Source organism: Herbidospora sakaeratensis, assembly GCF_001570525.1.
Taxonomy (GTDB): Bacteria; Actinomycetota; Actinomycetes; order Streptosporangiales; family Streptosporangiaceae; genus Herbidospora; species Herbidospora sakaeratensis.
Genome location: NZ_BBXC01000007.1, coordinates 869672 through 892117, shown reverse-complemented (window position 1 = coordinate 892117; position 22446 = coordinate 869672). Strand labels below are relative to the sequence as shown.

Sequence of the window (22446 nt, the reverse complement as noted above, 5' to 3'; positions counted from 1 at the left end):
GAGGGCCAGGCCCCGGTAGAGCCCGGCCCTCTCGTGCTATCGCAGGCTCTTGGGGCGCATGTCCGTCCACGTCGCCTCGATGTGGTCCAGGCACGCCTGCCGCGCCGCCGGCCCGAAGCTCACCGTCCAGCCCGCGGGCACGTCGGCGAACTCGGGCCACAGGCTGTGCTGGCCCTCCTCGTTCACCAGGACGGTGTACACGCCGTCGGGGTTCTCGAACGGGTTGCTGCTCATGCGGGGGTTCCCTTCTCTAGCGCGTCGCGCCACTTGTCGGCCAGGTCGGGCGCCCCGGGGGCGCGCGTCCAGGTCGCGGTGAACACGCCGTCCATGGTGACGGCGTCGATGGTGTACGAGTGAATCAGGGGGGCGTCGGGGTGGTCGGGGGTCTCCTCGGCTGTGGGGTCGACGGTCCAGTCGCCCTCCTCCGGCGAGACCCGGCCGAGGTAGTTCAGCAGGACCTCCGGCCGGCCTTCGCCGTGGACGGTGATCTTCGTGAACCAGCCCACGGTACGTGACAGGTCCAGCGAGCCGTCGCGGCCGTGGCCCTCGACCTCGATCGTGACGTCGCGGCCGAAAGCCTGCCGCAGGGTCGCGATCAGCCTTTCCGGAGTGACGTCGAAGGCCGGGACCTCGGTCACCGACGTGAGCGCGTCGCGGACCAGACCGTGCGTGCCGGTCTCGGGCAGGTCGTCGCCCGGCGAGGCCCACTGGCGGAACTGCACCGGGACGGGCGGCAACGCGTCGCCGCGCCAGGCGGCCGCGAGGTCGTCGAGGATGACGCCCCACGAGACGGCGTCGACCGCCAGGTGGTGGATCGACAACCTGACCCGGTCGCCGAGCCGGTCGACGCTGACCATTCTGCCGCTCCGGGGGTCCAGGTCTCCCGTGACGAAGTCGCCGATGTGGAGGCCGTCGTCGGCGAGGCGGGAGCGGAGCATCGGGTGGTGGTCGGCGACCTTCCGGAGGAGGTCCTCGAACCGGTCGAACGTCAGGCCTGCCGGGAGGCGGATCACGGCCGACTGGCAGAACGACTCCATGTGCGGCCGCGCGACCAGGCGGCGCATGATCGGGGTCAGCGGGATCGCCGCCCGTGACGCCACCCGGGCCAGGGCCTCGGCCGTGCGGGACTCGAAGATCTGGCGGGCGGTGACCGTCCAGCCCTCGGCGCGGGCGCGGGTGATGACGCGCATCGCCACCAGGCTGTCGCCGCCGAAGGCGAAGAAGTCATCTTCGACGCCCAGCCCGGGGACCTCCAGCACCTCGGCGAAGGCCGCCAGCAGCGCCCGCTCCGCGTCGCCCTCGGCGGGGCGGCTCTCCGACGGCGCGAGCGACGGAGCCGGGAGGGCGGCCCGGTCGAGCTTGCCGTTGGGGAGCAGCGGCAGCCGGTCGAGCGCGACGAAGGCGCTGGGGACCATGTAGTCGGGGAGCTCCCGGGCGGCCTGCTCGCGCAGGTCGTCGGCCGCGCCGACGACGTAGGCGACCAGCCGGCCGCCGACGACCTGGACGGTCGCCTGCGTCGCCCAGTGGGTCAGCACCGCCTCGATCTCGCCGGGTTCGACCCGGTGGCCGCGGACCTTGACCTGGTCGTCGGCGCGGCCCTGGTAGTCGAGCCTGCCGTCGGCGGTCCAGCGGGCCAGGTCGCCGGTGCGGTACATGCGCTCGCCCGCCGCGAACGGGTCGGCGACGAAACGTTCCGCCGTCAGGGCCGGCCGGTTCAGGTAGCCGCGCGCCAGGCCCGCGCCCGACAGGTAGAGCTCGCCGGTGACGCCGGGGGCGACCGGGCGCAGGCCCGCGTCCAGGACATAAGCCCTGGTGTTGGCCACGGGGCGGCCCACCAGCGGGGTCGCGCTGTCAGCCGTATGGGCCACGAGCGCGTCGACCGTGGCCTCCGTCGGGCCGTAGAGGTTCACTCCGTCGCGCATCCGCGTCCACAACGCGTCGGTGACGGCCTCGCCGCCGACGCCGACGAGGGCCAGCGGGCCGTCGTCGACCAGGCCCGGCATCTGGGCCAGGAACGACGGGGTGACCTCGATGAAGTCGAGCGCGTGGGTGCGCACGAACCGCTCCAGCAGGACCGGGTCGCGCCGCGTCTCGTCGTCGGCGACGTGCAGGGCGTGGCCGTCGACCAGCCAGAGCTGTGGTTGCCACGACGCGTCGAAGGAGAACGACCAGGCGTGGCCGACCCGGAGGTGACGGCGTCCCGTGGACGCCTTCACGCGGTCGTAGAGGTCGGCGCGGTGGCTGTGGAACAGGTTCGCCAGCGAGCCGTGGGTGACCACGACGCCCTTCGGGCGGCCGGTCGAGCCGGAGGTGTAGATGACGTAGGCGGGGTGCCCCGGGTCGTACCCCGAAGGCAGTTCGCCGGAGCCGTCGAGGCCCTCCAGCGACTCCAGCACCAGCACCGGCGCGGCGTCGGCGAGCATGTCGGCGACGCGGGCCGTCGGCAGCGCCGGGTCGATCGGCAGGTACGCCGCCCCCGACCGCAACACCGCCAGGATGGCGATGACGTGGTCGGCCGTGCGCGGCAGCGCCAGCGCGACGATCTTCTCCGGGCCCGCGCCCCTGCCGACCAGGGCGCGGGCGACGGAGTCGACGGAAGAGGCCAGTTCGGCGAAGGTCCACGACCGGCCGCCGGCGACCAGGGCCACCTCCGACGGGGTGGCCGCCGCCTGCGCGGCGAACAGTTCGGGCACGGTGCCGCCGGTCTCCAGGACCACACCGGCGCCCTGGTCGAGCAGCCAGGCGCGCTCCCCCGGGGCAAGGCCGTCGAGGTCGCCCACGAGCGGGTCGTCGGCGACCCGCTTCAGGATGTCGACCAGCGCGTCGGCGACGCGTTCGGCCCTGACCCGGTCGCCGTGGAACTCGGCCGTCAGCACCAGTTCGTCGCCGGGCTCGACGGCCCAGGTCAGCGGGTAGTGCGTGGCGTCGTGGTGGGCGATCGGGGTGAACCGGTCGTGACCACCGGCGTCCGGGTAGGACTCGAAGACCATCAGGGTGTCGAACAGTTCGCCCGTCCCGGCCGCCTTCTGGATGCCGGCCAGGCCGAGGTGCTGGTGCTCGATCAGCGCCGCCTGCCGGTCCTGGAGCCGCGTCAGGTACGCCGTCATCCGCTCCCCCTCGCGCGGGGTGGCCCGCACGGGGACGGTCGTGATGAACAGGCCGACCATCGCCTCCGAGCCCGGCATGTCGCGGCCCGACACGGTCGCGCCGAACACGACGTCGTCGCGGCCGGTGAGGCGGGCCAGCAGCAGGCCCCACGCGCCCTGGGCGACCGAGTTCAGCGTCAGGCCGTTCGAGCGGGCGTAGGCGGCGAGCCTGCCGGTCTCCTCGGCGGACAACCGGACCTCGTGGAGCAGCGGCGCCGCCGGGCGGTGGCCGCCCTGGTCGAGCAGGGTCGGTTCGACGCCGTCGAGCTCCTGCGCCCAGGCCCGCCGCGCGTCGTCGGCCGGCTGGCGGGCCAGCCATTCGAGATGGTCGCGGAACGGCCGGGCCACCGGGTGGGGGAGGCCCTCGTAGAGGGCGGTGAACTCGGCCATCAGCGCGGGCAGCGACCAGCCGTCGAGGAGGACGTGCTGGTGGGTGAGCACGAGGCGGTTCCCGGCCAGCATCAGGCGCAGCAGCGGCGGCCGGTCGACCGGGAAGCCGGTCCGCTCGCGGGCGAGCTCGGCGTCGAGGTCGTCGGGGGCGACCTCCCGCCAGGGCAGCTCGACGTGCGCCGGGATCACCGCCACCGGGCGGCCCGACGACAGGTGCCGGAACCCGGCGCGCAGGTTCTCGTGGCGGTCGAGCAGGGCCTGACCGGCCGCGCGGAGCCGCTCGGCGTCGACCTCGCCGCCGATCTCGTAGACGACCTGGACGGTGTAGACGTCCTCCTCGTCGAAGGAGGCGTGGAAGAGCAACCCGGCCTGGAGCGGGGTCACCGGCAGGATCGGGTCGGCGAACTCGGCGCGCTCCTCCGGGGTGAAGAATGCGACCGACCGCTCGTCGTCGGACGCCTCCGAGGTGACGGCCGCGAGGCCGCGTACCGAACGGAACCGGAAGACGTCGCGCGGGGTCAGCTGGAGACCTGCCGCTCTGGCCCGGCTGACCAGGCGCATCGCGACGATGCTGTCGCCGCCGAGGGCGAAGAAGTCGTCCTCCGCGCCGACCCGGTCGAGGCCGAGCACGTCGGCGAACACCCCCGCGAGCGTCTCCTCGCGCGGGGTCGCCGGGAGGGCGTCGCCCGCCGTGAAGTCGGGCGCGGGCAGCGCGTTGCGGTCGAGCTTGCCGCTGGTGGTCAGGGGCAGCGCGTCGAGCCACACGACGGCGGCGGGCACCATGTACTCGGGCAGCGTCCGGGCCAGGTCGAGCTCGCGCGGCTCGCCGGCCACGTAGGCGACGAGCCGGTCGTCGCGGGCCACCACGACGTTGACGCCGCCGATGGCGGCCTCGATCTCGCCCAGCTCGATCCGGAAGCCGCGGATCTTGACCTGGTGGTCGGTGCGGCCCAGGTAGGAGAGAGTGCCGTCGCGGTTCCAGCGGGCCAGGTCGCCGGTACGGTACATGCGCTCCCCCGCCGCGAACGGGTCGGCGACGAACCGCTCGGCGGTCAGGCCGGGCCGGTCGAGGTAGCCGCGCGCGAGCTGCACGCCCGCGAGGTAGAGCTCCCCGGCGACGCCCGGCGGGACCGGCCGCAACCACCGGTCGAGCACGTAGGTGCGGGTGTTCCAGACCGGGCGGCCGATGGTGACGTCGTCGCCGGTCACCTCGACGGCCGTGACGTCGACCGACGCCTCGGTGGGGCCGTAGAGGTTGTGCAGTTCGGCGTCGATCCGCTCGTGGAAACGCGCGGCGAGGTCGGCCGGCAGGGCCTCGCCGGAGCAGAGCACCCGCTTCAGAGCGCGCACCTCGACATCCGGGAAGACGTCGAGGAAGGCGCGCAACATCGACGGCACGAAGTGGACCGTCGTCACGCCCTCCCGCTCGATGAGCCCGGCCAGGTAGGCGGGGTCGCGGTGGCCGTCGGGCCGGGCCACGACGAGCGCGGCCCCGGTGATCAGCGGCCAGAAGAACTCCCACACCGACACGTCGAAGCTCGCGGGGGTCTTCTGCAGGACGCGGTCCTCGGCGGTCAGCCCGTATTCGGCCTGCATCCACCGGAGCCGGTTGGCGATGCCCTCGTGCGGGACGACGACGCCCTTCGGGCGGCCGGTCGAGCCCGAGGTGTAGATCACGTAGGCCGGGCTCTTCCCCGGGTAGCCGGTGGGCAGGTCGGCGTGGGGGCCGGTCGGCAGCGCGCCGTCGATCACGGCGACCGGGCGGGCCTCGGCCAGCATGAAGCGCTTCCGGTCGGCGGGCAGGCCGGGGTCGAGCGGCAGGTAGGCGGCTCCGGCGCGCTGGACGGCGTACAGGGCGACGACCAGTTCGACCGAGCGCGGGAGCGCCACGGCGACGGTCGTCTCCGGGCCCGCGCCGAGCCCGGCCAGCACCCTGGCCGTGTCCTCGACGCGGGCGTCGAACTCGGCGTAGGTGAGCCGGGTGTCCCCGAAGACCAGCGCGAGCGCGTCCGGAGTGCGGCGGACCTGCTCGCGGAACAGCTCGGGCAGGGTCGCCGCCGGGAGCCCGACGGTCGTGAAGGCCGGGGGCTGCTCGATGTGGACGTCGAGGTCGCGTACCCGGACCGAGGGGTCGGCGGCCACCTGGCGCAGGAGCCGCACAAGACGGGCGGCGAGCAGGTCGGCGCTCTCCTGGTCGAACAGGTCGGCGCTGTACTCGATCCAGCCTTCGACCCCGCCGTCGTGCTCGACGAAGTCGACGCTCAGGTCGAACTTGGCGGTGTCCTGGCCGGTCTCGACCTCGGTGACCGTGAGCCCGTCGAAGGCGGGCGGGCCGGCCCGGCCGGTCAGGTAGACGACCATGACCTGGAACAGCGGGTGCCGGGCCAGCGACCTCGGCGGGTCGAGCACCTCGACGAGCCGCTCGAACGGCACGTCCTGGTGCTCGTAGGCGGCCAGCGCCGTGCCCCTGACCCGGCCGAGCAGCTCGGCGAAGGTCGGGTCGCCGCTCAGGTCGGTGCGCAGCACCAGGGTGTTGACGAAGAACCCGACGAGGTCTTCGAGGCTCTCGTCGGCGCGGCCGGAGATCGGCGTGCCGAGGGGGATGTCCTCGCCCGCGCCGAGCCGGTTGAGCAGGGCGGCGACGGCGGCCTGGGTCAGCATGAACATGCTGACGCCGTGGGCCCGCGCGACCTCGCGGAGGCCGCCGAACAGGTCGGCGTCGAGGGCGAAGCCCGCCAGGCCGCCCCGGAAGGAACTCTCCGGCGGGCGCGGCCGGTCGGCCGGGAGGACCAGCTCGTCGGGCAGGTCCCGCAGCGTCTCCGCCCAGTGCGCGGTGTCGCCTTCGGGGGCCCAGAGGGTGTAGTCGGCGTACTGGACCCGGAGCGGGGCCCACTCCGGGGCCCGCCCTGACCGGCGGGCGTTGTAGGCGGTGGCCAGGTCGCGCCGGAGCGGCGCGTCCGACCACTCGTCGGTGGCGATGTGGTGGACGACCAGCGTCAGCACGCCGCCGGCGAGGTGCGCCCTGATCGGGATCTCGCGGTCGAGCGCGAACCCGGCGGTCACCGGGCCCTCCACCAGCGGGACGGTGACGTTCTGGAGCACGAGCTGGTAGGGCTCGCCGTCGCGTTCGGGGAAGACGGTGCGCAGCGCCTCGTGCCGTTCGGCGAGGTCGTTCAGCGCCTGCCGGAGCGCATCGACGTCGAGCGTGCCCTCCAGCCGCCAGGCGGTGGCGATCTCGTAGGCACTGGTGTCGTCGATGCGGTCGAGCAGCCACATGCGGCGCTGGGCGTAGGAGAGCGGGAGGAACTCGGGCCGCTCGGCCGGGACGGGCCCCCGCCGGACGGCGTCGCCAAGATGGAGAGCGAGCCGGGCCGGGGTCGGCGCGTCGAAGACCGCGCGGAGCGAGACCTCGGCCCCGAGCACCGCCCTGATCCGGCTCACCAGGCGCATGCCGAGCAGCGAGTGGCCGCCGAAGGCGAAGAAGTCGTCGTCGGGGCCGACCTCCGTGCCGAGCACGTCGGCGAAGACCGCGCACAGCACCTCCTCGCGGGCGTCGCGGGGGCGGCGCGAGGCGGAGACCCGGCGCTCGGGGGCCGGGAGCGCCCGGCGGTCGAGCTTCCCGGCGACCGACCTCGGCAGCGTGTCCATCGGCACGAACGCGGCCGGGACCATGTGGTCGGGCACCTGCGCCACGACGTGGGCGCGCAGCTCGTCTTCGGACGCGGCCGAGACGACGTAGGCGACCAGCGTCTCCTCGCGCACGATCACCGCCGCCTGGGTGACGGCCGGGTGGGCGCGCAGCACGGCCTCGATCTCGCCGAGCTCGATCCGGAAGCCGCGCAGCTTCACCTGGTCGTCGGCGCGGCCGAGGAATTCGAGCATGCCGTCGGGGCGGAACCGGGCCAGGTCGCCGGTACGGTACATGCGCTCCCCCGCCGCGAACGGGTCGGCGGTGAAGCGTTCGGCGGTCAGGCCCGGCCGGTTGAGGTAGCCGCGCGCCAGCCCGGGGCCGGCCAGGTAGAGCTCGCCCGGCACGTTGGCGGGCTGGGGGCGCAGGCGGGCGTCCAGGACGTACACGCGGATGCCGGCGACCGGGGCGGCCCAGCCGTCGTGCCAGCCGTAGGCGTCGACCGCGCACTCGGTCGGGCCGTAGAGGTCGTGCACGACGACCCCCGGAAGCTCCTTGAGCCGCTGCCACAACTCGGGCGGGGTGGCCTCGCCGCCGACCGAGAGGACCCTGGGCGCGTAGCCGTCGAGGAACCCGTGGTGCATGAGTTCCCGCAGGTAGGTCGGGGTGAGGTCGACGTAGTCGAGCCGCTCGCGCTCGATCAGGGCGAGCAGGGCGGCCGGGTCGGTCATGGTCTGCTCGTCGGCCAGGTACAGCGGGTGCCCGGCCAGCAGCCAGAGCAGCGGCTCCCACGAGCCGTCGAAGCTGAACGACGCGGCGTGCAGCGCCCTGGCCGGTTCGGCGGCGATCAGGTTGCCCGCGTGGCTGGCGAACAGGTTGGCCAGGCCCCGGTGGGTGCCGACGACGCCCTTCGGGGTGCCGGTCGAACCGGAGGTGTAGATCACGTAGGCCGCGCTGTCGGGCCGCACGTCGGCGACGTCGGCCGTGCCGGTCAGGCCGTCGAGCGAGGCCAGCACGCAGACGGGCCGGGTGTCCGCGATCATGTACGCCAGCCGGTCGGCCGGATACCCCCGGTCGATCGGCAGGTACGCCGCCCCCGAGGCCAGCACGCCCAGGATGGCGGGCACCATCTCGGCCCGGGAGACCGCCAGCCCGACGACCTTCTCCGGCCCCGCGCCCTTGGCGATGACGTGCGCGGCCACCGCGCGGGCCCGCTCGGCCAGCTCGGCGAAGGTGTAGGAACGGTCGGCGGTGACCAGAGCGGTGTCGGCGGGCCTGGTCGCCGCCAGCTCGTCGAGGATCGACGGGATCGACCGGAACGGCAGGGCCGGGGCCGCGCTCCGGACCGGGGCGTCGCCGTCGAGCAGCACGGGCAGCTCGCTGACCCGCATGTCGAGCCGCAGGCCGCCGAGCAGCCGCAGCGCGCGGGCCGCGAGGTCGGCGGCGGTCCGCTCGGTGAACCGGCCCTCGGCGTACTCCAGCAGGAGGGTCATGCGGGGGCCGTCGACGAAGGTGAAGTCGAGGTCGAACTTGGCCGTCTCGATCCGGGTGTCGACCCACTCGGTCGCGAGGCCCAGCACGTCGGGGTCGCCACCAGGACGGTGGTGGTAGCCCATCATGACCTGGAACAGCGGGTTGCGGCCGGGCACCCGGGACGGGTTGAGGTCCTCGACGAGCCGCTCGAACGGCAGGTCCTGGTGCTCGAAGGCGGCCAGGTCGGCCTCCTTCACCCGGCCGAGCAGCTCCCCGAACGTGGGGTCGCCCGACAGGTCGGCCCGCAGGACGAGGGTGTTCACGAAGAACCCGACGAGGTCGTCGAGCCCTTCGTCGGTACGGCCCGCGATCGGCGCGCCGATCGGGATGTCGTCGCCCGCGCCCATCCGGTGCAGCAGCGCCGCGACGGCCGCCTGGAGCACCATGAAGACGCTGGTCCCGGTGGCGGCGGCCAGCTCCCTGAGCGCCTCGGCGTTCGGCACGTCGAGGCTGACCAGGCCCGACGCACCGCCGGGCACCCGGGGGCCGTCGTACGGGAGGGCGATCTCGTCGGGCAGGTCGTCGAGGCGGTCGCGCCAGAAGGCGAGCTGGCGTTCACCGTCCTGGGCCAGCAGGCGCTCCTGCCAGAGGGTGTAGTCGGCGTACTGGACCTTCAGGGGGTCCCACGCGGGGGCTTCTCCGCGGAGCCGGGCCTGGTAGGCGGTGTCCAGGTCGCGCAGGAACGGGCGGTCGGACCACTCGTCGGTGGCGATGTGGTGCAGGATCATCGCCACTTCGTGCTCGTCCGGGCCGGTCGGCCGGACGGAGACCCGGATGGGCGGCTCGGCCGCCAGGTCGAAGGGCCGGTGGGGGTCGTCGGTGAAGGTCGGCGGGAGGTCGGTGACGACCTGGTGGGGCTCGCCCTCGATCTCCTCGATGACGGTCCTGAGCACCTCGTGGCGGCGGGTGACGTCGTGCACGGCGCGTTCGAACGCGGCGGCGTCGAACGCGCCGCGCACCTTCACGACCAGCGGGAAGTGGTAGGCGTCGCCGCCCGACAGGCGCTCGGCCAACCAGAGACGCCGCTGCGCGGCCGACGCGGGCACCCGAGCGGGCCGAGGCGGCGCGGTCAGCGCCGGGCGGGCCGGCGCGCTGCCCGCGACGCGTTCGGCCAGCAGCGCGGGGGTCGGGGCCTCGAACAGGTCCCTGATGGCGAGTTCCGCGCCGAGTTCGGCGCGGGCCCGGCTGACCACCCGGGTGGCCAGCAGCGAGTGGCCGCCGAGCTCGAAGAACGTGTCCTCGGCGGTGATCCGCGCAAGGCCCAGCACCTCGGCGAAGATGCGGCAGAGGGTCTCCTCGACGGGCGTGCGCGGCGCGCGGCCGCCCCCGCCCGCGACCGGCTCGGGTGAGGGCAGGGCGGTCAGGTCGAGCTTGCCGTTGTCGTTCATCGGCAACTTCGGCAGCACGACGAACGCGCCCGGCACCATGTAGTCGGGCAGTTCCCGCTTGACGTCCTCCCTGACGGCCGCGACCAGGTCGCTCGCCCGGCGGGCGTCGCCGGGGTCGTTGGCCAGGGGAACTCCCCCGGTCGTCCGGTAGACGCCCTCGACCGCACGCGGGACCTCGGCGAGGAACACGGCCTCGAAGCACCCCTCTTCGGCGGACCACGTCGTGAGGGCCGGGCCGAAGGAGTGCAGGAACTCCGGCTCGACGCCGCCTTCGACGATCCGGCCGTCGGGGATGCCGGTCACCCGGACCGGGCTTCCGTCGAACCCGGTGAAGTCGGGCCAGGCGATCGCCGGGACGTCTCGTACCGAGATTTCGGGCTCCGCGGCGTGCAGCACCACGTCGTAGCGGTACCGGGTGAGCTCGTTGTGGTGGTGGCCGCGCTTGGTGCGCAGGTCCACCGGGTGGCCGAGGCCGGCGAAGTAGTCGGGGTCGACCAGGAGCTCCTTCTCCAGGGCGAGGCTGCGGTCGGCGTCGCCGCCCTTCACGGCCTGGATCGCCTCGTGGAAGTGCCGGTTCAGCCGCAGGTTGCGCACGTCGCCGACGAACAGCGCGCCGCCCGGCTTGAGCAGCGCCATCGCCCCCTCGATGACCTCGGTCAGGTGGTCGAGGCTCGGGAAGTACTGGATGACGGAGTTGATGACGATCGTGTCGAAGAAGTCGCGCGGCAGGCCGTCGGTGACGTTCGCCGCCTGGTGCCGGAGGGTGACCTTGGCGGCCAGTCCGGGGTCCCGCTTCAGGTCTTCGCCGATCTTGCGGATGACCGGGGCGGCGAAGTCGGTGGCCCAGTAGCTGTCGGCCTCGGGGGCCAGCCTCGAGAGCAGCAGGCCGGAGCCGACGCCGATCTCCAGCACGTTCCTCGGGTTCAGCGAGCGGATGCGGTCGACCGTCGCCTCGCGCCATTCGCGCATGTGCTCCAGCGGGATCGGGGCGCCGTCGTAGGAGCTGTCCCAGCCGGCGAAGTCCTCGGTCCAGACGGCGGTGCCGATCTCTTCGTACTCGTCGGAGTAGATCTCCTGCCACTCGCCGATCTGGGCGCTCTCGGTCTCGCGGCGGTCTCCCGGGACGGGCACGAGGTAGGCCACCAGCCGGTCGTCGCGGACGACCACGGCGGCCTGGGCCACCTGCGGCAGCCGGGTCAGGGCGCTCTCCACCTCGCCCGGTTCGATGCGGTAGCCGCGGATCTTCACCTGGTCGTCGGTGCGGCCGAGGAAGTCGATGTTGCCGTCCGGACGCCGCCGCACCAGGTCGCCGGTGCGGTACATGCGCTCGCCGGGCAGCCCGTACGGGTCGGCGACGAACCGTTCGGCGGTCAGGCCGGGACGGCGCAGGTAGCCGCGGGCCAGGCCGATGCCGGAGATGTACAACTCGCCCGCGACCCCCTCGGGCACCGGCCGCAACCAGCCGTCGAGGATGTGCGCCCGGGTGCCCCGGATGGGGGTGCCGACGGTCGGGCTGTCGCTGTCGTGGGTGCCGCCGCCGAGCGTGTTGATCGTGTACTCGGTCGGGCCGTAGAGGTTGTAGCCGTAGGTGCCCTCGGTGTCGCGCAGCACCGACCAGACGTGGTCGGAGACCGCCTCGCCGCCGAGCAGCACCAGCGGCGGCCGGTGCCCCTCCAGCAGCCCCTCGTCGATCAGCACGTGGGCGTAGGTGGGCGTGACGTTGACGACGTCGATCCTGTTGGCCTCGCAGTACGCGACCAGCGCGAGGGCGTCGCGGCGCAGTTCCTCGTCGCAGACGTGCACCTCGTGGCCCTCGACCAGCCACAGGAGCTCCTCCCACGACATGTCGAACGCGAACGACACCGTGTGCGCGATGCGCAGCCGCCGGCCGCCCGCCGAGGCGACGGCCGGGTCGAAGATCTCGCTCTGGTGGTTGAGCTGCATGTTCGTCAGGCCCCGGTAGGGCGTGACGACGCCCTTCGGGCGGCCGGTCGAGCCGGAGGTGTAGATGACGTAGGCGGGATGGTCGAGGCTGAAGGAGACCTCGACCGGGTCGGCGGCGTGGTCGTCGAGCCGGTCGAGGTAGACCCTCGGGGTGGCGGTCGCGATGCGGGCCGACACCTCCGGCGTGGTGACCAGGACGACCGGCCGGGCGTCGTCGAGCATGGCGGCCAGGCGGTCGTCGGGGTGGTCGAGCTCCAGCGGCAGATAGGCCGCGCCCGTCCTGAGCACGGCGAACAGCGCCGCGACCATGTCGATCGAGCGGGGCAGGCCCAGCGCCACGACGGCCTCGGGCCCGGCCCCGTGGGCGATCAGCAGGCGGGCGATGCGGTTGATCTTCGCGTCGAGCTCGGCGTAGGTGACCGTGACGTCGCCGAAGACCAGCGCGGTGGCGTCCGGGGTGCGCTCCGCCTGCCGGGCCAGCAGGTCGGCGACGGTGTCGGCCGGCTCGTCGACGCGGTTCTCCCCCGGGTCGGGGAGCTCGGCCGGGAGCGACCGGTCGAGGCGGCCCGCGGGGGCGTCGGCGTCGGCGGCCAGCCGGGTGACGATGAGCGCGAACCGGTCGAGGAGGTCGGCGGCGTACCGCTCGGTCACCAGGTCGGGGCGGTAGGCCAGGGTGACCCGGGTCGGATCGCCCGGGGTGACGATCAGGTTGACCGGGTAGTGGGTGGCGTCGACGTTGGCGACCGCCGTCGCGCCGTGGCGCTCGCGCAGGTCGGCGAGGCGTTCGCGGGTGTCGCCGTCGCGCATGACGAACAGCGTGTCGAACAGCCTGCGGTGCCCGGTCTCGGCCTGCACGACGCCCAGGCCCAGCCACTCGTGCGGCATCAGCGCGAGGCGTTCGTCCTGCACCCGGCGCAGCAGCGCGCCGACCGGCTCGGCCGGGTCGAAGGCGATGCGGGCCGGGACGGTGTTCAGGAACAGGCCGATGACGTTCTCGACGTCGGGCACCTCCGAGGGGCGTCCGGCCACGGTGGTGCCGAACACCACGTCGCTGCGGCCGGTGACGCTCGCCAGGGTGAGCCCCCACGCCGTGGTGAACAGGGTGTTCAGGGTGAGGCCCCGGTTGCGCGCGACGTCGCGGAGGGTGCCGGGCAGGTCGCGGTCGAGCTCCTCGGGGATGACCGGGTCGTGGTCGCCGGGGGCGAGCAGGGTGGGCTCGTCGAGACCCTTCAGCGCCGCCCGCCAGGCGGCGGTCGCGACGGCGGCGTCCTGGGCGTCGAGCCAGGTCAGGTAGTCGCGGTAGCCGCCGGCGCCCAGGGGGGCGTCGAGGTTCTCGTACAGGGAGAAGAGCCGGTCGAGGAACAACCACGCCGACCAGCCGTCCCACAGGAGCAGGTGGCGGCCGACGACCAGGCGGTCGCGGTCGGGGAGGCGGATCAGCAGCACCCGGAACAGGATCGGCTCGCCGAGGTCGAACCGCTTGAGGCGCTCGGCCCGCATGAGGGCGTCGAGGTCCTCGGGGTCGTCGTGCACCTCCAGCGGGATCTCGTAGTCGGTCGCGATGAACTGCACCGGCTGGCGCAGCCCGTCGCTGGTGAATCCGGCCCGCAGGCCCGGCGTGGCGGCCAGCAGCGCCCCGATCGCGGCGCGCAGCCGCTCGGGGTCGAGCCGCCGGTCGAGGTCGAAGGTCTCGTGGACGGTGTAGACGTCGAGCTCGCCCGCGTCGAAGTTCGAGTGGAAGAACAGCCCCTCCTGGAGCGGGGCCAGCGGCCACACCTCCAGGTCGCCGAGCCTCGCCCGCTCCTCGTCGGTGAGGCGGAACTCCGACACGGCGGCCCGCTGCGCGGTCACGGCCCCGGCGGTGGCGGCGAGCGCGGCCGGGGTGCGGTGCACGAAGACGTCGCGCGGGCTGACGGCCAGCCCGGCCGCGCGGGCCCGGCTGGAGACGCCGATCGAGCTGATGCTGTCGCCGCCGAGCAGGAAGAAGTCGTCGTCCGCGCCCACCTCAGCGAGCTTCAGCACCTCGGCGAAGATCGCGGTCAGCAGCTCCTCGCGCGGGTTGCCCGCCGCGCGGGCCGCCGCCCGCCGCGCGCTCGGCGCGGGCAGGGCGTCGCGGTCGAGCTTGCCGCTCGGGGTCAGGGGAAGGGCGTCCAGGATCACGTACGCCCCGGGCGTCATCGCGGCCGGAAGGCGTTCGGCGACGGCGTGCCGGACCTCGTCCTCGGTGACGTCGCCGACCACGTAGGCGACCAGCGTGTTCGACCGGATGGTGACCGCGGCCCGGGTCACGCCGTCGACGGCGGCGAGCGCGGCCTCGACCTCCCCGAGCTCGATGCGGTTGCCCCGCAGCTTGACCTGCCGGTCGGTGCGCCCGAGGTAGTCGACCGTGCCGTCGGGACGCCGCGCGACGAGGTCGCCGGTCCGGTACATGCGCCGCCCCGCCTCGAACGGATCGGCGACGAACCGCTCGGCGGTCAGGCCGGGCCGGTCGTGGTAGCCGACGGCCAGCTGGACGCCGGTCAGGTAGAGCTCGCCGGGCACCCCGTCGGGCACCGGCCGCAGGCACGTGTCGAGGATGCGCAGTCCCGTGTTCCACACCGGCCTGCCGATCGGGACGACGACGTCGTCCTGGTCGGTCGTGTACGGGTGGAAGGTGACGTCCACGGCCGCCTCGGTGGGGCCGTAGAGGTTGTGCAGGGGCACGCGCGTGAGGTCGGTCCAGCGTCGGGCGGCCTGGCCGGGGAGGGCCTCGCCCGAGGAGAAGACCCGGCGCAACGACGTCGCCCACGAGGGGTCGGCGGTGATCTCCGGGGCGGCGAGGAACGCCTCCAGCATCGACGGCACGAAGTGCATCGTGGTGACCCCCTCGGCCGCGATGAGATCGGCGAGGTAGGCGGGGTCGTGGTGGCCGTCGGGCTTGGCGAACACCACCGCCGCGCCTTCACACAGCGCCCAGAAGAACTCCCAGACGGAGACGTCGAAGCTGGCCGGGGTCTTCTGCAGGATCCTGTCCTCCGCGTCGAGCGGATAGGCGCCCTGCATCCACCGGAGGCGGTTGACGATGGCCTCGTGCGAGACGACCGCCCCCTTGGGCCGGCCGGTCGAGCCGGAGGTGTAGATCAGGTACGCGGGATCACCGGGCCGCGCCCCGGCGGGGTTCGGGCGGCTCTCGCCGCCCGACATTTCAACATATAGTTCTCGACCCCGGATCACCGTCGTCGCGCCGCTGTCGGACAGCATGTAGGCGATCCGGTCGGCCGGGTAGCCCGTGTCGATCGGCAGGTAGGCCGCGCCCGACTTCAGCACCGCCAGCAGCGCGATCAGCAGCTGCTCCGACCGGGGCACCGCCACCGCGACGACGTCGCCGCGCCCCGCGTGCAGCCGGGTCGCGAGTTCGGCCGCGCGGGCGTCGAGTTCGGCGTAGGTGAGGCGGGTGTCCTCGTACACGACCGCGAGCGCGTGCGGGGTCCGGGCGGTCTGGGCCGCGATGCGTTCGGTCAGGGTCGTGGGCGTGATCGCGACGGTCTCGCCCTGCTGCGGGCGGACGTCCTCGGCCAGGTCGACGCGGGCGGCGCGCTGGCCGGGGTCGGTGGCGACGGCGGTGAGCAGGCGGGCCAGCCGGTCGGCGATCCCCTCGGCGTCGGCGCGCGGCACCCGTCCGTCGTGGAACTTCAGCCGCAGGTCGAGGCGGCGGCCCGGCTTGACGATCAGCGCGAGCGGATAGTGCACGGTGTCGTGGAACTCCGCGCCCGCGATCCGCAGGCCGCCCGCCGCGAGGCCGCCGCTGGACGGGTAGTTCTCGAACACGACCAGGGTGTCGAACAGCTCCCCGCCGCCCGCGCGCCCGGCGGCCCGCTGGACGGCGGCCAAACCGAGGTGCTGGTGGTCGAGCAGGGCGGCCTGTTCGTTCTGGAGCGTGGTCAGCAGGTCGGCGAGCGTCGCCGCCGGGCTCCACCGGAACCGGGTCGGCAGCGTGTTGATGAACAGGCCGACCATGTCCTCGATCCCGGCCACCTCGGCGTCGCGGCCGGACACGGTGGTGCCGAACACGACGTCGCCGCGCCCGAGGGTGCGGCCGAGGAGCAGCCCCCAGGCCCCCTGGACGACCGTGCTCAGCGTCACCCCGAGCTGGCGGGCCCGGGCGGTGAGCCGCTCGGTGACGTCCTCGGCGAGCTCGACCCGCACGTGCGCCGGCGCCACCGGCCCCGGCGGCGCGTCGATCATGCGGGCCGGCTCGTCGAACCCGGCCAGGGCGTGCGCCCAGGCCGCCCGCGCGCCCTCGCCGTCGCGCCCGGCGAGGCCGCGCAGGAACTCCCGGTACGGCGTGACCTCCGGCAGTTCCTCACCCGCGTACAGCGCGAGCAGCTCCCGGTGCAGCACCGGCAGCGACCACCCGTCGGCCACGATGTGGTGGAACGTGAGCACCAGCCGCCGGCCGCCGATCAGCGCGCACCGCAGCAGCGGCGCGCCGGCCAGGTCGAACGGCCGGGCCCGCTCCTCGGCGGTGACGTCGTGCGCGGCCTCCCGCCACGGCAGCACCGCCTCCCGCCGGATCACCTGCACCGGACGCCCGTCGGCGCCCGGCCGGAAACAGGCCCGCAGCGGCGCGTGCCGGGCGAGCAGCCGCTCCGCCGCCCGGCGCAGCCGCTCGGGGTCGACGTCGCCGTCGAGCTCGACGACCTGCTGCACCACGTAGGCGTCGTGGTCGTCGGCCAGCGAGTGGAAGTAGAACCCCTCCTGGAGCGGGCTGAGCGGCAGCAGCTCCTCGACGTCGAGCCCGCTGACGTCGGCCCCCTCGGGGATCTCCAGCGCCGTGACGGTCGCGGCCCGCACGTCGCCCACGACGCCGGCCAGCGCGGCGACCGTGCGGTGCCGGAAGACGTCACGGGAGGTCAGCCGGAGCCCGGCCGCACGGGCGCCCGCGAGCACCCGGATGGCGGTGATGCTGTCGCCGCCCAGCGCGAAGAAGTCGTCGTCGATCGTCACGCCGGGCACCCCGAGCGCCTCGGCGAACGACGCGCAGAGCAGTTCCTCCCGGGGGTCGCGCGGCGCGCGGCCGGAACTGAGCGCGGCGTAGTCGGGCGCGGGCAACGCGGCGGCGTCGATCTTGCCGCTGGCCGTGACGGGCAGCCGGTCGAGCGGCGTGAACGCGGCCGGGACCATGTAGTCGGGCAGGAACTCGGCGGCGTGCGCCCGCAGCACCCGCATGAGCGCCTGGACGTCCCGGAAGGGCGCGGGCCGGTTGGCCGGCGGGAACCCGCCGGAGGGACGGTAGACCGGCGCGCCGGCTCCCGGCCGGGTGAAGACCGCCTCCAGGGAGCCGTCGTCCGCCTGGGCGTCCCAGGTGATGGTCGCCTCGAAGCCCTGCGCCTCGGCGAGGGCGTGCAGGTCCTCCGGGTCGACGGCGTCGGCCGCCGCCGGGCGGCTGGTGTCGTCGATGGCGTACAACGCGGTGAGGTCGGTGGTCAGGCGGGCGTTGGGGATGCCCGTCACGCGCAGGCCGTCGGCCAGGGTGAGGTCCGGGCCCGTCCAGCGGACGGCCGGCTGTCCGGCGGGCGCGGAAGCGCCGGGGCGCAGCACGACGTCGTAGCGGTAGCGGGTGAGCTCGTTGTGGAAGCGGCCCCGTTTGACCCGGATGTCGGCGGTGAAGCCGTCGAGGGTGGCGAAGAAGTCGGGGTCGAGGAGGAGTTCGCCCTCCCACGCCACCGAGCGGTCAGTCGCCGCGCGGATCGCCTGCTTGTCGTCGGGGTGGCGGCGGGTCTCCACGGCGGCCCGGAGCGTGCGCAGGAGCCGGAGGTTGCGCACGTCGCCGACGAAGACCGCGCCGCCGGGCGCGAGCAGCGTCGCCGCGCGGCGGAGGACCCGCTCCAGGTAGGCGGCGTCGGGGAAGTACTGCGCCACCGAGTTCACCACGACCACGTCGAAGAAGGCCTCGGGAAGGCCGGTGACGTCGTCGGCGGGCTGAGCCTGGAGACGGACCTTGCCGGCCAGCGCGGGGTCGAGGCGGTCGCCGAGGGCGCGGATCGCCTCCTCCGACAGGTCGGTCGCCCAGTACGCCTCGGTCGACGGCGCGATCCGCGACAGGATGAGGCCGCTGCCCGCGCCGATCTCCAGCACCCTCTCCGGGGAGAGGGCGGCGATGCGGGCGACGGTGGCCTCGCGCCACTCGCGCATCTCCTCAAGGGGGATCGGGAGGCCGTCGTACATGCTGTTCCACCCGGCGAAGCCGTCGCCGGCCGAGGCGGAGTAGAGCAGTTCGTGCAGGTCCTTCCACTCCGCGACGCTCGCCCCCGCGTCGAGCGAGGGCACGACGTAGGCCGCCAGGCGGCGGTCGCCCGGACGGTCCTCGCGCACCACGACGGCGGCCTGCTCGACGGCCGGGTGGGCGCGCAGCACCGACTCGATCTCGCCGGGCTCGATGCGGAAGCCGCGGATCTTGACCTGGGAGTCGACCCGGCCGAGGAACTCCAGGCGGCCGTCCGACCGCCATCTGACCAGGTCGCCGGTGCGGTAGAGGCGCTCCCCCGGGCCGCCGAACGGGTCGGCGACGAAACGTTCGGCGGTGAGCGCGGGGCGGCCGAGGTAGCCGCGGGCCAGGCCCTCGCCCGCCAGGTAGAGCTCGCCCGGGACACCCGCCGGGACCGGCTTCAGCCGGTCGTCGAGCACGTAGGCGCGGGTGCCGGGGTCGGGCACGCCGATCGGCACGATGGAGCCGGGGGCGATGTCGGGGTCGCAGAGGCCGAGCGTGGAGTTGGTGGTCGCCTCGGTCGGGCCGTAGGCGTTGAACATCATCCGGCCGCGCGCGTAGCGGTTCACCAGCTCGGGCGAGACCCGCTCGGTGCCGGCGAGCAGCGTCGCCGGGGGCAGCACGACGTCGGCGGGCATCGCGTCGAGCAGCGCGGGCGGCAGGATCATGAAGGTGATGCCGTGGGCGTGCGCGTAGTCGGCCAGCGGCCGTCCGGGCACCCGCCGCTCCGACGGCACCACGACCAGGCGGCCGCCCGACAGCAGCCCGAGGCACAGGTCCCAGAACGCGACGTCGAACGACGGCGAGGCGAACTGCAGCACCCGGCTGTGCGGCCCGATCCCGAACCGCTCGACCTGGGTGGCGACCAGCTTGGCGACCCCGGCGTGCGACAACACCACGCCCTTGGGCTTGCCGGTGGAGCCGGAGGTGTAGATGACGTAGGCGGCGTTGCCGACGCGCAGGTCGATCACCGGATCGGTGGCCGGCCTGGTCTCCAGTTCCTGTACGGTCTCCGCCGCGTCGAGCACCAGGCTGCCCGGTTCGGCGGTCTCGGTGGTGGTCACCATGCAGACCGGCCGGGCGTCCTGGAGCATGTAGGCGACGCGGTCGGGCGGGTAGTCGGTGTCGACCGGCAGGTAGGCGGCGCCCGACTTGAGCACCGCGACCTCGGCGACGATCAGGTCGAGCGAGCGGGGCACCGCGAGCGCGACGACCTTCTCCGGGCCCGCGCCGCGCGCCATGAGGGCGTGCGCGACGCGGTTGGCGCGCGCGTTCAGCTGGGCGTAGGTGAGCGACTGGTCCTCGAAGACCAGCGCGACCTCGTCGGGGCGGGCGGCGACCTGGTCGGCGAACATGGCCGGCCACGTGCGCAGTGGCACGGCGTGCGTGGTCGGGTTCCAGCCGTCGAGGATGAGGGTGCGCTCGGCGGCGGGGATCAGGTCCAGGTCGGCGACCGGCGTGCCGGGGCGGGCGAGCGCGTCGGCCAGCAGGGTGGCCAGGTGGGCGGGGTCGCCGGGCCCGTCGAAGACGACGCCGTTGTCGTCGAAGGTCACCGTGAGCGCGACGTCGGCCGGCCACGGGCCCACCGCGACGGCGACCTCGGGGAGGTCCTCCGGGCGGCCGTGGGCGCGGGCCTCTTCCAGGGCGGCGGTGACGCTGCGTACAAGATCGGAGAAGGGGGTGGACCCCGTGATCGCCAGGCGGAGCGGGAGGGTGTCGTACCCGATCAGTAAGTCGGTCGTGCCGCTGTAGCGGTGCAGCAGGGCCGCGACGGCGGCCAGCCCCGTCGCCTCCGGGACGGCGGGCAGCGACCGCCGCCCGCGCCGGGGTCCGGGCGGGAGTGCCGTGTCCACCGGGAGAGTGAGCCGCTGCGGAAGAGGGGTCAGGCGCTGGCGCCAGAAAGCCGCCGACTGATCGATAGCGGACACGAAAGACCGAGCCTCCCAAACCATAAACGCTACTACTAAGGTAAGCATTACCTAAGTTCTCGGGAAAGGCTACCTAAACCCGGGCGCTAGAGTTAAGGGCTGCCTAACCTAAGATGAGGATTCGTGGCGATCGGTTCAGTTACTCCCAGTAAGTCACCCCCCGGGGTCCGGCCAGCGGTGCTGCTGACCCTGCTGGTCGCCCTGCTCGTCCTCGTCTGCCTGCTGTCCCTGGCGCTCGGTCCCGTCGCGATCCCCCTCGGCCAGGTCGTCGCCGCCGTCACCGGAGACCCGGTGTCGTCGAACGTCGAGAACATCGTCTGGTCGGTCCGCGGCCCCCGCACCGCCATCGGCCTGACCGCCGGCGTCGCCATCGGCCTGGGCGGCACCCTGATGCAGGCGCTCACCCGCAACCCGCTCGCCGACCCGGGCCTGCTCGGCGTCAGCGCCGGCGCGTCGTTCGGCATCGTCGTCTCGATCGTCGCCTTCGGCATCGGCACCCTCTACGGCTTCATCTGGTTCGCCCTGCTCGGCGCGGCGGCGGCCAGCGTGGTCGTGTTCGTGCTGGGCCGCATGGGCCGCTCGGGCCTCACCCCGGTGAAGCTCGCCCTGGCCGGCATCGCGGTGACCGCGTTCCTCGGCTCGGTGACCAGCGCGATGGTCCTCATGGACGTCGAGGCGCTCGACCGCTACCGCTTCTGGTCGGCCGGATCGCTGGCCGGGCTCAACGGCGACGTGGCCGTGCAGATCCTCCCGTTCGTGGTGGTCGGCGCGGTGCTCGCCCTCGCCTCGGCGCCCGCGCTCAACAGCCTCGCGCTCGGCGACGACGTGGCCACCTCGCTGGGCCGCAACCTGGCCCTGGTCCGCACCCAGGGGGTGGTCGCCATCATGCTGCTGACCGGCGCGGCCGTCGCCGCGATCGGCCCGGTCGTCTTCATCGGCCTGGTCGTGCCCCACGTGGCCCGCGCGCTGGCCCAGGCGGCCGGCCTCGGCCCCGACCACCGCTGGCTGCTGCCCCTCTCGGCGCTGATCGCCCCGGCGCTGCTGCTCGTGGCCGACATCGCCGGCCGCCTGATCGCCAAACCGACGGAGGTGCAGGCCGGCGTGCTGATCGCGTTCCTGGGCGGGCCGTTCTTCATCATGCTGGTCCGCCGCCGCAAGCTGGCGGAGGTGTGACGTGGCGACCAAGACCCTCTCCCCCAAATCGGGCGCGCACTTCCGGCTCGCCCTGCCGCCCCTCTCCGGGCGGCTGCGCCCCCGCCTGATCACCGTCTGCACCGCGCTGGCCGCGGCCACCTTCCTCGCGGTGGGCTGGGCGGTGTCGATGGGCGACTTCCCCATCACCTTCACCGAGGCACTGAAGGCGGTCGTCGGCGTCGGCGACCCGGGCACCCTGCTGATCGTGCAGGAGCTGCGGCTGCCGCGCGCCGTCGTGGGCGTGCTGGTCGGCTTCGCGTTCGGCCTGTCGGGCGCGATCTTCCAGACGATGACCCGCAACGCGCTGGCCAGCCCCGACATGATCGGCTTCACCCAGGGCGCCGGCACCGCCGTGGTCGCCGGCATCGTCTTCGGCTGGACCAGCACCGTCAGCACGCAGGTGCTCGGCCTGCTCGGCACGTTCGTCATGGCCGCTCTCGTGTACGTCCTGGCCTGGCGGCGCGGCACCACCGGCTACCGCATCATCCTGGTCGGCATCGGCCTCCAGTGGATGGCCACCTCCGCCACCGACTACCTGGTCGCCCGCGGCATGCAGTTCCAGGCGCACGCCGCCCTCGGCTGGCTCACCGGCAACCTCAACGGCCGCGACTGGTCCCAGGCCCTGCCGCTGGCGCTCACCATGGCCGTGCTGGTCCCGGCGGCCCTGGCGCTCGGCCGCCTCACCCGCACCCTCCAGCTGGGCGACGACGTGGCGATCGGCCTCGGCACCCGCGTCCAGTTCGTCCGGCTCGCCCTGCTCGTCACCGGCGTCGGCCTGGTCGCCTTCGGCACCGCCGCCGGCGGCCCCATCGCGTTCGTCGCCCTGGCCGCCCCCCAGATCGCCCAGCGGCTGGCCGGCACCGCCTGGCCTCCCCCGCTCGCGGCGGGCCTGACCGGCGCGCTGTTCGTGGTCGGCTCCGACCTCGCCGCCGCCCGGCTGTTCCCGATGGAACTCCCGGTCGGCATCGTCACCGGCGTCCTCGGTGCCCCGATTCTGCTCTGGCTGCTCATCCGCGCCAACCGCGCGGGCTCAGGAGGCTGACCCCCC

Annotated in this window: 4 protein-coding genes; 2 read left to right on the top strand and 2 right to left on the bottom strand. The window is 73.9% G+C overall.

Annotated elements, in window-relative coordinates; all coding sequences use genetic code 11:
• Positions 1 to 36 precede the first annotated feature (36 nt).
• Positions 37 to 234 carry an MbtH family protein gene (locus AW271_RS03665; RefSeq protein ID WP_062331650.1) on the bottom strand — a complete coding sequence of 66 codons (198 nt, stop codon included), beginning with the start codon at positions 232 to 234 and terminating at the stop codon, positions 37 to 39.
• Positions 231 to 20228 carry a non-ribosomal peptide synthetase gene (locus AW271_RS03660; protein WP_083976023.1) on the bottom strand — a complete coding sequence of 6666 codons (19998 nt, stop codon included), beginning with the start codon at positions 20226 to 20228 and terminating at the stop codon, positions 231 to 233. Before AW271_RS03660 ends, AW271_RS03665 begins: the two co-directional genes overlap by 4 nt.
• Before the next feature lie 153 nt (positions 20229 to 20381).
• Between AW271_RS03660 and AW271_RS03655 the strand changes: the two genes are divergently transcribed.
• Positions 20382 to 21377 (top strand): FecCD family ABC transporter permease, encoded by a 996-nt coding sequence (locus AW271_RS03655; RefSeq protein ID WP_062331644.1) that lies wholly within the window; start codon positions 20382 to 20384, stop codon positions 21375 to 21377.
• Position 21378: 1 nt separating this feature from the next.
• Positions 21379 to 22440, top strand: a complete 1062-nt coding sequence (locus AW271_RS03650; RefSeq protein WP_062331641.1) for a FecCD family ABC transporter permease — start codon at positions 21379 to 21381, stop codon at positions 22438 to 22440.
• Positions 22441 to 22446: the final 6 nt, after the last annotated feature.